This window comes from Pacificoceanicola niger, assembly GCF_048553275.1.
Taxonomy (GTDB): Bacteria; Pseudomonadota; Alphaproteobacteria; order Rhodobacterales; family Rhodobacteraceae; genus Pacificoceanicola.
The window spans coordinates 1-13447 of sequence record NZ_JBLZMW010000004.1 but is presented as its reverse complement, the minus strand read 5'-3'; the positions used below and the strand labels follow the sequence as shown (position 1 = coordinate 13447).

Here is a 13447-nt window from a genome sequence, read left to right as displayed (position 1 = left end):
CAATTCCACCAAATCCAGATTTGATTGATATGCGCCTGCCCTGCTAACCCTTCGTCAATCAATTCAATGGGGGGAGCCATGGCGTTCAAACCGGCAGACTGGCCGCGCAAACTGCGCAGTCAGGAATGGTACGGCGGCACCAGCCGCGATGTGATTTACCACCGGGGGTGGCTGAAGAATCAGGGCTACCCCGATGACCTGTTCGATGGCCGCCCGGTCATCGGCGTGCTCAACACTTGGTCCGATCTGACCCCGTGTAACGGCCATCTTCGGGAGCTTGCGGAGAAGGTGAAGGCGGGAATCTGGGAGGCTGGCGGTTTTCCGGTCGAGGTGCCCGTGTTCAGCGCGTCCGAGAACACCTTCCGCCCCACGGCGATGATGTTCCGCAACCTCGCGGCACTCAGCATCGAAGAGCAGATCCGGGGCCAGCCGATGGACGGCTGTGTGCTTATGGTCGGCTGTGACAAGACAACGCCGAGCCTGCTGATGGCTGCGGCCTCCTGCGATCTGCCGTCGATTGTCGTGACCGGCGGTCCGATGCTGAACGGCTGGTTCCAGGGCGAGCGGGTCGGCGCGGGCACGCACCTGTGGAAGTTCTCCGAAGCCGTGAAAGCCGGGGAGATGACGCAAGAAGAGTTCCTCGACGCCGAGGCCGCCGTCACGCGCTCAAGCGGCACCTGCAACACCATGGGCACGGCGTCCAGCATGGCCAGCATGGCCGAAGCCCTGGGCATGGCGCTTAGCGGCAACGCGGCCATTCCGGCGGTGGACAGCCGCCGCCGGGTCATGGCGCAATTGTCGGGCCGACGGATCGTGCAGATGGTCAAGGACGATCTGAAGCCGTCCGACATCCTGACGCGTGAGGCCTTTGAAAACGCGATCCGTTGTAACGGGGCTGTGGGTGGCTCGACCAATACGGTTGTGCACCTTCTCGCCATCGCGGGGCGTGTCGGCATCGACATCACGCTCGACGATTGGGACCGCTGCGGGCGGGACGTTGCGACGATCCTGAACCTGCAACCCTCGGGCAAATACCTGATGGAAGAGTTCTTCTACGCGGGCGGACTGCCTGTGGTTCTGAAACGCCTTGGCGAGGGCGGCAAGCTGCACAAGGACGCCCTGACCGTTTCCGGAGAGACGATGTGGGACGAGGTCAAGGGCGCGAAAAACTGGAATGAGGATGTGATCCTGCCAGTGAACAAGCCGTTGACGAAGCAGGGCGGCATCGCCGTGCTCAAAGGCAACCTCGCGCCGAAAGGGGCGGTTCTCAAACCCTCCGCCGCGACGCCCGCGCTCATGCAGCACAAAGGCCGCGCCGTGGTGTTCGAGGACATCGACGATTACAAGGCCAAGATCAATGATGACGCTCTCGACATTGACGAGACCTGCATCATGGTGCTGAAGAACTGCGGCCCCAAGGGCTATCCCGGCATGTCCGAGGTGGGCAACATGGGCCTGCCGCCGAAGGTGCTCAAGAAGGGCATCAAGGACATGATCCGCATCAGCGACGCGCGCATGTCCGGCACGGCCTATGGCACCGTGATCCTGCACACCTCGCCCGAGGCCGCCGCAGGCGGGCCGCTGGCCGTGGTCCGCAATGGTGACATGATCGAGGTCGACGTGGCGAACCGCCGTCTGCATCTCGATATCTCCGAGCAGGAATTGACCGACCGTCTCGCGGCCTGGGAGCCGACCCATGAGCGGCCGGCGTCCGGCTATGCCTGGCTGCACCAACAGCACGTGGAGGGGGCCGATACCGGCGCCGATCTCGATTTCCTCAAGGGCTGTCGCGGTGCGCCGGTCGGGAAGGACTCGCATTGATGAAGATCGCACTCATCGGCGTGGGCAAGATCGCCCTCGACCAGCATGTCCCGGCCATCGCAGGCAGCGATGACTGGGAGCTTGCCGCCACCTGCTCGCGTCACGGCTCCGTGGACGGGGTCGAGGCCTTTACCGACTTCGACGCCCTGCTGGAGGCGCGCCCGGACATCCGCGTCGTCTCTCTATGCATGCCGCCTGTGCCGCGCTTTGACTATGCAGCCAAAGCGCTTGCCGCCGGACGCCATGTGATGCTGGAAAAGCCGCCAGGGGCGAGCCTTGCGGAGTGCCACGCGCTCGAAGCCATGGCCCGCGCCTCCGGCGCCAGCCTCTTTGCTACCTGGCATTCGCGCTGTGCCGACAAGGTCCCGGCCGCCAAGGCTTGGCTGTCGGACAAGACGATCACCCGCGCCCACATCACCTGGCGCGAGAGCGTGCGTAAATGGCACCCCGGTCAGGACTGGGTGTTCGAACCCGGCGGCATGGGGGTGTTCGATCCGGGCATCAACGCCCTGTCGATCCTGACGGAAATCCTGCCTGCCCCGGTGCACCTGCGCGCGGCAACGCTTGAATACCCGTCGAACCGGCAGACGCCGATCGCCGCCAGGCTGACCTTTACCGGAAACACCTCCGCCGAGTTCGATTGGCGCGAGGAAGAGCGGGACATCTGGGATATCGAGATCGTGACCCCGGACGGCACGCTGTCGCTTCACGAGGGCGGCGCGCGCATGGTGCTGAACGGCACGGAGCACACCGGTGATGATGCGCCGCTGTCCGGCGAATATCCCCGCCTTTACGCCCGCATGTCGGAGCTTGTCCAACAGGGCGCCATCGACATGGACCTGAGCCCCTTTGTGCATGTGGCCGACGCGCACATGCTTGGCCGGCGCGAAACCGTCGCCGCTTTTGACTTCTGAGGAGACACTTATGAAAACCCCGCTTACCGGAATCCTGCCGGTCGCCCCGACTCCGTTCCGCGCCGATGGCTCGCTTGATGAAGAGGGCTGCGCTCGCGTGATGGATTGCATGGTCGATCAGGGCGTCGACGCCATCTGCATTCTCGCCAACTATTCCGAGCAGTTCCTGCTCTCGGACGAGGAGCGCGACACTGTCATGCGCATCAGCCTCGAACAGGTTGCAGGCCGCGTGCCGGTGATCGTCACCGTGAGCAACTTCCATTCGCCCATCGTCGCCAAACGCGCGAAGGACGCGCAGGATCTCGGCGCAAGCATGGTCATGATGATGCCGCCCTATCACGGCGTCGGCCTCGTGCCCGGCCCGGACGGCATCTTCGAGCATTTCCAGATGGTCAGCGATGCGATCGACATCCCGATCATGGTGCAGGATGCACCTTTGTCCGGCGTGTCGCTCCCCGTGCCGCTGCTTGTCAAGATGGCCAAGGAGATCGAGAACGTCTCCTATTTCAAGATCGAAACACCCTTCGCCGCCGACAAGCTGGCCACGCTGATCGAGGAAGGCGGCGAGCATATCGTCGGCCCCTTCGATGGCGAAGAAGCCGTGACTTTGCTGGCCGACCTCGACGCGGGCTGCACCGGCACCATGACCTCCGCGCTTCAGCCCGACATGATCCGGCCGATCGTGACCGAATACCTCGCCGGGAACCAGGACGCGGCCCTTGAGCGTTGGAAACTGTGCCTGCCACTGATCAATCATGAGAACCGCCAGTGCGGGCTGCGCGCGGCCAAGACGGTGATGATGGAGGGTGGAGTCATCGGCTCCGACCATGTACGTCATCCCCTGAAGTCGATGAGCCAGCGGACGAAGGATCGCCTGCTGAGCCTCGCAAGAGAAATGGACCTCGTTGCCCTCCGCTGGGGCAAATGAGCAGACATAAGGGAGAGACCCAAATGACTTTCAAACCCCATGGCAAACATCTGGTTGCCGGCGAATGGCTCGCCTCCGGCCAGACCTTCAAGTCTGAGCCCGCCACCGGCGAGGCACATGAATTCTCCGTCGGCACTGTTGAGCTGGTAAACAAGGCCGTTGAGGCCGCCGAAGAGGCGTTCTGGACCTACGGCTATTCCACACGCCAGCAACGCGCCGACTTCCTCAACGCGATTGCTGACGAGATCGAAGCGCGCGCCGATGCGATCACGCAGATCGGCTCCGAGGAAACCGGCCTGCCGGAGGCCCGCCTGCAGGGCGAGCGCGGCCGCACCACCGGTCAGCTGCGCCTGTTCGCAACGCATATCATGGACGGTGACTATCTCGACCGCCGCCATGACGAAGCGCTGCCCGACCGCGCGCCCCTGCCCCGGCCCGACCTGAAAATGGTTCAGCGCCCCATCGGCCCTGTCGCGGTCTTTGGCGCATCGAACTTCCCGCTGGCCTTCTCGACTGCCGGGGGTGACACCGCCGCCGCGCTGGCTGCGGGCTGCCCGGTTGTGGTCAAGGGCCACAGCGCGCACCCAGGCACCGGCGAGATCGTCGCCGAGGCCATCCACGCCGCCATCGAGAAATGCGGCATGCCGAAAGGCGTCTTCTCCCTGATCCAGGGCGGCAAGCGCGACGTCGGCACCTCCCTGGTCCAGCACCCGCTGATCAAGGCCGTCGGCTTCACCGGCTCGCTTGGTGGTGGCCGTGCGCTGTTTGATCTGTGCGCACAGCGCCCGGAGCCGATCCCCTTCTTCGGCGAGCTTGGCTCCGTCAACCCGATGTTCATCCTGCCCGAGGCGCTTTCGGCGCGTGGCGCGGATATCGGCACCGGCTGGGCGGGATCGCTCACCATGGGAGCGGGCCAGTTCTGCACCAACCCCGGCATCGCCGTGGTTCAGAAAGGCGCCGAGGGCGACGCATTCGTGGCCGCTGCTGCCGAGGCACTCAAAGGCGCATCGAGCCAGTGCATGCTGACCGATGGCATCGCCTCCGCCTACAAGGACGGCAAAAGCCGCTTTGACGGGCGCAACGCGGTACAGCCGGTACTGGTGACCGACAGCGAAGGCCGCAACGCCTCGCCGAACCTCTATGAGACTGACGCGACCAACTACCTGCAGGACCACGCCCTGGGCGAGGAAGTCTTTGGACCACTCGGCCTCGTGGTGCGCGTCGATGGCCCGGACGACATGGAGACACTGGCGAAAGGCTTCGAAGGCCAGCTGACCTGCACCCTGCACATGGACGACGGCGATACGGACCTTGGCCGTCGCCTGATGCCGGTGCTGGAGCGCAAGGCCGGTCGCATCCTTGTCAACGGCTTCCCCACCGGTGTCGAAGTGGCAGACAGCATGGTCCACGGCGGCCCCTACCCCGCCTCGACCAACTTTGGCGCGACCTCCGTCGGTACGCTCAGCATTCGCCGCTTCCTGCGTCCGGTGTGCTATCAGAACATGCCCGACGCGCTGTTGCCCGGCGATCTCGCCTAACAAGACGACCCACCCACACAAAGAAAGGCGCCCTCCGGGGCGCCTTTTTCGTTGCGGCAGTGATGCTGGAACGGCCGTGACATCAACCACCATCTGGCCGAATGAAAGGTCTTGCCCGCATCGTGTGCCCAAGGTCCGTTTTAAGGAGCAGACGATGGCCTTTGCCGGTTAAGCGTTGGCTGACAGCAATCCGCTCGGGCGTTTGCCGTCGCGGATTGCAACACGGCACTGTCAGGCTTTGCTCGTTTCAACGACCAGGGGGGGCGACAGGTTTGCTTTGGCCGGCAGGTGGCCTTCAGACACCGGATGTACCCCGCCTTGACCGGAGTGCGGCCTAGCCTTTGACCCCGGCCGAGATCATCACCGCCTCGGTCACGCGCTTCTGGAAGATCAGGTACCCGACGATCACCGGCGCGGCTGCCAGCAGCGCGAGCGCCATCATGCGTGCATAAAACACGCCAAAGCTGTCGTTGACCTGCGTGATGCCGACCGGAATGGTCATCATGCTTTCGCTGGTAACCACAAGGAACGGCCAGAAGAAGTTGTTCCACGCGCTGATGAAGGTGATGATTGCCAGCGCCGCCGTGATGCCCCAGTTCAGCGGCAGGTACAGCTTGAACAGCAGGGTAAACTCGCCGCCGCCATCCAGAAGGACAGCTTCGCGCATCTCTTTAGGAATCGCGTCGAAGAACTGTTTGTAGACGATCACCACAACCGGAACGATCAACTGCGGCAGGATGATCCCCCACCACGAATTGATCAGCCCAAGATCGCTCATCAACACGAACTGCGCGACGTAGAGTGCGGGCACCGGCACCATGAAGCTCGCGACAACGACCAGGTACAGCAGCCTGCGGCCCGGAAAGCGAAGTTGCGACAGGGCATAGGCGCACATCATGCCGGTGATCAGGACGATCACGGTGATGATCACCGAGGTGCCCACGGAGTTGAGATACCACATCGGCAGCTTGGATGTGGACAGCACGTCAATATAGGCCGAGAAATTCAGCTCGTCCATCCAGACGCCCGCGTCGGCCACGATCCTGTTTTCGCTGCGCAGCGACGTGGTCAGCGCCCAATACAGCGGAAAGATCCAGATCGCGGCAGCGATCAGCACAAGCGCGGTAAAGGCGATGTTGCGGCCCTGTCTGGCGGTCATTTGCGGCCTCCCCCGATGCGAAGCAGCTGGAATTGAAGAACGGAGACGACGATGATTATACCGAACAGTACCATCGCGATGGCAGAGGCATAGCCGCCGTTATTCAACTGGAAGGCCTCGCGGTACATCTGCATCAGGACCACGTAGGACGAGTTGAACGGACCCCCGTTCGACAGCAGGTAGACCTGGTCAAACAGTTTGAGTTGCAGGATCAGCTGCAGCGTCAGCACCAGCGCCGTGATCGGCCACAAGAGCGGCCATGTCACCCGCCAGAACCGCTGCCATACGGTTGCTCCGTCCAATGCCGCGGCTTCGTACAGGTCGTCGGGGATGTTGCGCAGCCCGGCGATGAACAGCAGCACGTTGAAGCCGTTGGTCCACCAGATCGTCACGACCGCGATCATCGGCATGACCCAATAAGGATTCTTGAATACGGGCACCGGCTTGCCCGTCACCGCCTCGATCAGCGGTTGCAGAATGCCGAACTGGAAATCCAGCATCCACGCCCAGATCATCGTTACAACCGACACCGGCAGCACGTAAGGCAGGAAAAACAGCGTCAGCACCAGCGCCTGCATCCGGCCCTGCAGCTTGCCCACCGCCAGCGCGATCAAAAGCGCGATGATGGTGGTCGGGATGACCGTCAGCAGCACGAAGTAGAAGTTGTTCCAGACCGAGGTATAGAACAGCCGGTCGTTGAACAGCTTGATATAGTTGTCGAGCCCGATCCAGTTGCCTTCACCGATCAGCGGCGCGTCGGTAAAGCTGAGCGCGATGACCTTGTATGTCGGATACAGGAAGAAGACGCCAAAGATGATCACGAAGGGGGCGACCAGCAGGATCGCATCCCGCACTTCCCGGCGGCGGCGCGTGGCGATGGACATGTTCAGCTCTCTTTGTCTCTTCGGGCGTGGCCGGGGGCACAGGACGCGCCCCCGGTCGTGTCGGATCAGTCCAGAAGACCCTGAAGCTGCTCCTTCATCTGGGCGGCAGCGTCCTCGGCGCTGAGGAAACCGTGCACCGCGGGTGCGATCAGGTTGTCCACCGCGTCATAGATCGGCGAGGCGACTCCGGCGATCTTGGACCGGGGGTCAAAGGCCGCGTTGTCCGCCAGCGACACATATGTGGCATTGGGTTGCAGCGCTGCATATTCCTCGCTGTCGACCGTGGGCTTGTAGGCCGGGATATGACCCGCGCCCGCCCAAGCCAGCGAATGCTCCTGCATCCAGCCGATCACGGTCAAGACCGCGTCACGCTTTTCCTGCGTCATCTCCGGATCGTTGGGGATGGCAAAGGCGTGGCTGTCCGCCCATGTGGCGGGCATGTCCATCATCTGCGGCACCTCGTTGGCGAACCATTCAAAGCCCAGGGACCCGTCTTCGGTCTGGTCCTTGAAGGTCGGAACCTCCCAGACGCCATTGATGTGCAGCACGGACTTCTTGCCCGAGAACAGCGCGACCGACGCCTCGTAGGCGGCCTGTTCCGGGATCAGGCCAGCGGCCCGCCAGTCGGCCAGCGTCTGGATCGACTTGACGGCCTTGTCCATGTTGTCGCCGGCCAGCACTTCGCCATCGGTCAGGATCTCGCCGCCCTGCTGGCTGAACAATGTGTAGAACATCCGCCAGGTGCCGCCGCCGCCTTCGGACTGAAAGCTGAGCGGATCGGAAAAGCCCTGCTCCTTGGCCCATGTCAGCAGGTTGGTCATGTCCTCGATGGAGTTGATGTTGGTCAGGTTGCCGTCGTCATCCAGCCATTCCGTCCCTTCCAGCGCGGTGCGGTTGTAGTGCACGACGACCGCATGGATATCGAAAGGAACCGCCATCAATTGCCCGTCATCAGTGGACGCGGCGGTGATCGACGCTTCAAAGAAGTCATCCTTGGACAGACCCGCCGTTTCCATGTCGGCGTCTGAAATTGGCGACAGCACGTCCTCTTCCAGCGCCAGCGGCAGGCGCGAGAGGTGATAGGTCATGATGTCGGGACCTTCGCCCACGGCAACCGAAGTCCGCACCTTGGTGTAGAAGGGCAGCCCCCATTCCAGCGTCGTGCCTTCGATCTGGATGTCGGGGTGCTCCTCGTTGAACTGGCTGATCAGCGCCTTCATCCGGACGCCGTCGCCCCCGGCGAGGAAATCCCACCATTCGACTTCGACCTGCGCCCACGCGGGGCTGCACAGGCCGGTGATCAGGGCGGTGGTGGCCGCCAGCTTGGACATTCTATATTTCATCTCAGTCCTCCTCCTTGTTTTCAGTCGTGTCAGCGAATGCGGTCTCCCTCCGGGGTGAACGCAAAAATCCGGCCCGGTTGCGCGGTAACAGTCTGCACCGTGCCGTGCATGTTGTGGCGTGCGCCGGTCTGCTGAAAGATCACCGGCTCGCCGCCTTCCAGACTGCCGTGCTGGTAGGACACACCGCCCAGTTCCTCGGCCACGTCGACGGTGACACGCATGCCATCGCCCTCGGTGACGATCAGGTGTTCCGGGCGCATACCCAGCACCACGGGCGTCCCGGCGTCGGGCGGTGAGGACAGCGGCACGTCAAACACCGCATCGGGCTGACTGTCCAGCCGCGCCCGGAATCCGGTGTCCGTCCGCGCCTCGACCGTGCCATTGAAGAAATTCATCGAAGGCGAGCCGATGAAGCCCGCGACGAAACGGTTGCCGGGATCGTCGTACAAGTCCAGCGGCGCGCCGGATTGCTGAACGTATCCGCCCTGCAGGACAAAGATCACATCCGCCAGTGTCATCGCCTCGACCTGGTCATGGGTGACGTAGATCATCGTCGCGCCCAGCTTTTGATGCAGGCGCGCCAGTTCCAGACGCATCTGCACGCGCAACTCGGCGTCAAGGTTGGACAGCGGCTCGTCGAACAGGAACACATCCGGGTCGCGCACGATGGCACGGCCAATGGCGACGCGCTGACGCTGCCCGCCCGACAGTTGCGAAGGCTTCTTGTCCAACTGTTCGGTCATTTGCAGGATCTGGGCGACCGCGTGGACCTTTTCGGTGACCTCCGCCTTGGGCCGTTTCGCCAGACGCAGGCTGAATGCCATGTTCTCGAACACCGACAGATGCGGATAGAGCGCGTAGGACTGGAACACCATCGCAACACCGCGGTTTGCCGGGTCGACATCAGTCACGTCACGCTCGCCGATCACGATCTGGCCGGCGCTGGTGTCTTCCAGCCCGGCAATCATCCGCAAGAGGGTAGACTTGCCGCAGCCCGACGGCCCGACGAACACGGCAAACTGCCCGCGCTGAATGTCCATGTCGACACCCCGAATGACGTCGAGCCCGCCAAAGTTCTTCTTGACCTCTCTCAGGTGTACGCCCTTGTCCTCCATTGCGGCTCCTCCCCGTTTTGCCCTGCCTTACGCGCCAACCGACAGCCGGATGACGTTGTAGGAAAAGGCGGGCAATGTGCCCTTGACCGCCCCGTCCACGACGCCCAGTGCCTCGCCCTTGCGCGGCGTGATCCGGTCTGGCTGCTCGCTGGTGTTGGCGACGCGCGCATCGCCGCTGTTGCCGCCCATGACCTGATGGTCGAGCAGGTCGAGACCGTCGAAACCGAGCAGGGACAAGTCCAGGTCCATGCTCTCATCCAGGCTGCGGTTGATCGCGAACACGGTGATCGACCGACCGTCTGGTGCCAGCACCGCCGCCACGTCGAGATAGTTCACATCCTGCGCCGCATCGGCATCATAGCGCGGACCGTCAACCGACACGTTCAATGCCGTCCCACGCCCGTACAGGCTGGCGAATTGGTAAGGATAGTAGATCGTCGTGGCCCAGGCCCTGCCGCCCCGCTCTGCGCGGATCGGGGCGATGACGTTCACTAGTTGCGCGATACAGGCGATCTTGACCCGGTCGGAGCGGCGAATGAACTCGTTCAGCAGCCCGCCCACAAAGATCGCGTCTTCGAGGTTGTAGTCTTCTTCGAGCAGCGCGGGCGCTTCGGGCCAATCCCAGCTGTGCCAGTTTTTGCTGTCCTGCTCGCGGTTGTGATACCAGACGTTCCATTCATCAAAGCAGATGAAGACATCGTTCTTGGCGCGTTTCTTGGCCTTCACATAGTCGATGACCCCGGCGATGGACTGGATGTAGCGCCCGGTTTCCTCGATCTTGGCAAAGTAGTTCAGCGTGTTGTGGCTGGAGTTTCCGAAATACTTGTGCAGCGAGATGTAGTCGACGTTCTCGTAGCATTCCTCCAGCACCTGCCGTTCCCAATCGGGATAGGTCGGCATTTCGTCGTTCGAGGACCCGCAGACCACGGTTTCTATGCCGCCGCCAAAAGCCTTGACCGCCTTGGATGTCTCGTCGGCCAACCGGCCGTATTCCTTGGCTTCCATGTGGCCGATCTGCCAGGGACCGTCCATTTCATTGCCCAGACACCACATTTTCACGTCGTAGGGGTCGGCGACACCGTGGCTGCGGCGCAGATCGCTCCAATAGGTGCCCGAGGGATGATTGCAGTATTCGACGAAGTTCCGGGCGTCTTCGATGCCGCGTGTGCCCAGGTTGACCGCCAGCATCATCTCGATGCCCACGTCCTTGGCCCATCCGGCGAATTCGTTGATCCCGACCTGATTGCTTTCCTTGGACCGCCAGGCAAGGTCCAGCCGCACGGGTCGGTCTTCCTGGGGGCCAATGCCGTCTTCCCATTTGTAGGCCGACACGAAGTTGCCGCCGGGATAACGGATCGCGGGAATTTCCAGTCCACGCACCAGATCCATCACGTCCTTGCGAAACCCCTGCGCATTCGCGGTGGGGTGGCCCGGCTCGTAGATCCCGCTGTAGATGGCTCTGCCCATGTGTTCGATGAACGCCGAATAGAGCCGGTCGTCGATGCGCGCGATGGTAAAATCGCGGTGAAGTGTTGCGCGGCCTTTCATGTCCCCTCCCGGTACGAATCTTGCTTACCGAGACCCTACGCGCCTTCATCGTTAACATAAATTTACATTTTCTTCACTCGCGTTGACAGCATTGGTAATACACGGACTAGCCCTGACCGACCCGCGCCCGGACACGGTCAAGCAGATCCCTTGCGGCCCGCGACATCATCCTGTCGCGGGGACACAGCACGTAGTAAGGCTCGATCGCGATCGGTTTTTTCGTCTCCAGCAGCACCAGATCGGCACTGTAGGGCGGCGAGAGCAGCAGATCGGCCACCTCCTGGGTGATCACGGCGATGACATCAGAATCGCGCAGCAGTGCCATGATCGCGACCACCGAGGCGGTCTTGATCAGGTTTTCGGGCAGGTCTATCCCTTCGTCGTGAAAGGCGATTTCCAGCGCATGACGGATCGGCGCGCCCCGATCCTGCATAGTCCAGAGCTCATCCTTCAGATCGGCCAGCGTGACTGGCCCGGCTCCTGCAAAACGATGGCCACGCCGCACCATCAGTAGAACGGATTCGGTCTGCGCCGGGATGATGTCGAAATCGCGCGAATAGTCGTTGGACCCGACCCGGCTCAGCGTGAAATCGAATTCGCCGCGTTCCAGCCCATGCATGAGCTGCGCGGTCGACGACACGTCCAGTGAGACATCCACCAGCGGCGCGGTGCGCTTCATCTCAAGAATGGCGGGAATCATGATCGCCAGCGCACCGCCCGTAACCGCGCCGACGCGCACCGCGCCCCCCTTCCCCGCCAGATGGGCGTCGAATTCCGCCGCCATCTGATCAATGTCATGCACCAGTTTCGCTGCATGGCGCACCAACACCTCGCCCGCGGGGGTCACGACCATCCCTTTGGGTCGCCGTTCAAACAGCTCGGTTTCGAGCTGGGTTTCGATCTCGTTCAGCATGCGCGAGGCTGCGGGGGTGGTCATGCCACAGGCATCCGCCGCCAGCCGCAGTTTTCCCAATTGTGCAAGCGACGCGAGCAGCCGCAACTGGACTGGCCTGAGCGAACGTAGATACATATCGGCGGTGCTTCTCTCTCTTGGTGTTTCAGGCCTTCACCGTCGGCCCACGCCGTTGGTTTGTCGAGACGTGCGGCAAGAAATGTTTGCTGCAACCTCAGTTCCGTCGCCGCGTTGATGCCGCCGGAAATGCCAGACATGCCGAACGTATCGGCCTTTCCTTCGCGTTCCACGCGTTCCATCCGCGGCCGCCAACCCCATGCCCGGCCTATGGCGCGCGGGACATTAGGCTCCGGCTTCATTGAGATTTGACAGAAAAGGTGATGCCGGGGTGTCGTGGAGACCTGCATCATGAGCGATTTGTTCTGGCTGACGGAGGCGCAGATGGTGCGTCTGCGTCCCTTCTTTCCCAAGAGCCGTGGTCGCCCGAGGGTGGATGACAGGCGCGTGCTTGGCGGGATTATCTTCATTAATCGCAATGGTTTGCGCTGGCTTGATGGTGAGGGTCGAGCCGCCACCGGTTCGAGGCCGACCCGAACGGGGAATACGGCCCGCACAAGACGCTCTACAACCGCTGGCGCAGGTGGAGCGAGATGGGCGTCTTCGCCAGGATCCTGGTCGAACTGGCCGATGAGGGGCACCGAGACGAGCACCGTCATGATCCCCTCTCCGTGATGCCCTGCCGGGCACTGGACGCAAGCCCTCTCAAGGCGCACCGCACGGCCTCCAGCCTGCGGGCAAGTAAGGAGGGTCAGGAATTGATCTGGGGGATCAATTTCCCGACGAACGGGGGCGTGGTCGCGCGATCGGTCGAACCAAGAGCGGGATGAACCACTGCCCGGCAGAGCATGTCCGCCGGAAATGTCCCGGGAGGGACCAAGCTATACGCGATCTGCGGCGCCGTGACTCGCCCAATACGAGTGTTTCTGACTGCCGGGCAGGTCAGCGACTACCGCGGCGCGCAGGCATTGTCGGACACGTTGCCATCGGCAAACTGGCTTCTGGCCGACCGAGGCTATGACGGTGACTGGTTCAGAGAAATGTTACAGGACAAGAAGATAACGGCCGTTCAGGGCTGATCTGATCCCCCGGATCAAATCTCGACGCCCTTCACCCCGGGCCGAAAAAGCCGAAAGACGCCCATCAAGCACCCCTCTTGTCTTATGATTTCGACAGCTTCCGATGCATGATGGGAGCCATCACGCGGATCGCGCAAATTGGCGTGAT

Annotated in this window: 10 protein-coding genes and 1 pseudogene; 5 read left to right on the top strand and 6 right to left on the bottom strand. The window is 62.4% G+C overall.

Translation table 11 applies throughout. The features are described from left to right. The first annotated feature begins 78 nt into the window (after positions 1 to 78). From araD to ACN2XU_RS07030, 4 genes are read left to right on the top strand one after another with little or no spacing between them, the layout of a single operon-like run. Complete coding sequence (gene araD, locus ACN2XU_RS07045; RefSeq protein ID WP_419409712.1) at positions 79 to 1821, top strand: L-arabinonate dehydratase; 1743 nt, start codon at positions 79 to 81, stop codon at positions 1819 to 1821. Continuing rightward, complete coding sequence (locus ACN2XU_RS07040; protein WP_419409711.1) at positions 1821 to 2735, top strand: Gfo/Idh/MocA family protein; 915 nt, start codon at positions 1821 to 1823, stop codon at positions 2733 to 2735. Before araD ends, ACN2XU_RS07040 begins: the two co-directional genes overlap by 1 nt. Before the next feature lie 10 nt (positions 2736 to 2745). Beyond that, entirely contained in the window at positions 2746 to 3663 is a 918-nt protein-coding gene (locus ACN2XU_RS07035) for a dihydrodipicolinate synthase family protein (protein WP_419409710.1), read from the top strand. A 23-nt stretch (positions 3664 to 3686) separates the two neighbouring features. After that, positions 3687 to 5201, top strand: a complete 1515-nt coding sequence (locus tag ACN2XU_RS07030) for an aldehyde dehydrogenase (NADP(+)) (RefSeq protein ID WP_419409709.1) — start codon at positions 3687 to 3689, stop codon at positions 5199 to 5201. A gap of 334 nt (positions 5202 to 5535) precedes the next feature. Here ACN2XU_RS07030 and ACN2XU_RS07025 read toward each other — a convergent pair whose 3' ends face one another. The 6 genes from ACN2XU_RS07025 to ACN2XU_RS07000 all read right to left on the bottom strand — a co-directional run bounded on the left by ACN2XU_RS07025 (position 5536) and on the right by ACN2XU_RS07000 (position 12280). Further along, positions 5536 to 6360, bottom strand: coding sequence for a carbohydrate ABC transporter permease (locus tag ACN2XU_RS07025; RefSeq protein WP_419409708.1), 825 nt, complete (start codon positions 6358 to 6360; stop codon positions 5536 to 5538). Continuing rightward, positions 6357 to 7244: a carbohydrate ABC transporter permease gene (locus tag ACN2XU_RS07020; RefSeq protein ID WP_419409707.1), complete on the bottom strand. Its 888-nt coding sequence runs from the start codon at positions 7242 to 7244 to the stop codon at positions 6357 to 6359. The genes ACN2XU_RS07025 and ACN2XU_RS07020 overlap by 4 nt, the downstream gene beginning before the upstream one ends. Before the next feature lie 65 nt (positions 7245 to 7309). Then, positions 7310 to 8587 carry an extracellular solute-binding protein gene (locus ACN2XU_RS07015; RefSeq protein ID WP_419409706.1) on the bottom strand — a complete coding sequence of 426 codons (1278 nt, stop codon included), beginning with the start codon at positions 8585 to 8587 and terminating at the stop codon, positions 7310 to 7312. A 29-nt stretch (positions 8588 to 8616) separates the two neighbouring features. Next, entirely contained in the window at positions 8617 to 9702 is a 1086-nt protein-coding gene (locus tag ACN2XU_RS07010) for an ABC transporter ATP-binding protein (protein WP_419409705.1), read from the bottom strand. 27 nt (positions 9703 to 9729) lie between these two features. Next, positions 9730 to 11250, bottom strand: coding sequence for an arabinosylfuranosidase ArfA (arfA, locus tag ACN2XU_RS07005; protein ID WP_419409704.1), 1521 nt, complete (start codon positions 11248 to 11250; stop codon positions 9730 to 9732). Positions 11251 to 11356: 106 nt separating this feature from the next. Further along, a complete protein-coding gene (locus tag ACN2XU_RS07000; protein ID WP_419409703.1) occupies positions 11357 to 12280 on the bottom strand; it encodes a LysR family transcriptional regulator in 924 nt (307 codons plus the stop codon). 291 nt (positions 12281 to 12571) lie between these two features. Between ACN2XU_RS07000 and ACN2XU_RS06995 the strand changes: the two are divergent. After that, a pseudogene (locus ACN2XU_RS06995) lies at positions 12572 to 13281 on the top strand (IS5 family transposase); the annotation flags it as partial. Positions 13282 to 13447 lie beyond the last annotated feature (166 nt).

Bases quoted from the DNA above. Each gene is read 5' to 3' on its own strand.
- ACN2XU_RS07040 (WP_419409711.1), top strand. From the start codon at position 1,821: ATGAAGATCGCACTCATCGGCGTGGGCAAGATCGCCCTCGACCAGCAT.
- araD (WP_419409712.1), top strand. From the start codon at position 79: ATGGCGTTCAAACCGGCAGACTGGCCGCGCAAACTGCGCAGTCAGGAA.
- ACN2XU_RS07035 (WP_419409710.1), top strand. From the start codon at position 2,746: ATGAAAACCCCGCTTACCGGAATCCTGCCGGTCGCCCCGACTCCGTTC.
- arfA (WP_419409704.1), bottom strand. From the start codon at position 11,250: ATGAAAGGCCGCGCAACACTTCACCGCGATTTTACCATCGCGCGCATC.
- ACN2XU_RS07030 (WP_419409709.1), top strand. From the start codon at position 3,687: ATGACTTTCAAACCCCATGGCAAACATCTGGTTGCCGGCGAATGGCTC.
- ACN2XU_RS07010 (WP_419409705.1), bottom strand. From the start codon at position 9,702: ATGGAGGACAAGGGCGTACACCTGAGAGAGGTCAAGAAGAACTTTGGC.
- ACN2XU_RS07020 (WP_419409707.1), bottom strand. From the start codon at position 7,244: ATGTCCATCGCCACGCGCCGCCGCCGGGAAGTGCGGGATGCGATCCTG.
- ACN2XU_RS07025 (WP_419409708.1), bottom strand. From the start codon at position 6,360: ATGACCGCCAGACAGGGCCGCAACATCGCCTTTACCGCGCTTGTGCTG.
- ACN2XU_RS07015 (WP_419409706.1), bottom strand. From the start codon at position 8,587: ATGAAATATAGAATGTCCAAGCTGGCGGCCACCACCGCCCTGATCACC.
- ACN2XU_RS07000 (WP_419409703.1), bottom strand. From the start codon at position 12,280: ATGTATCTACGTTCGCTCAGGCCAGTCCAGTTGCGGCTGCTCGCGTCG.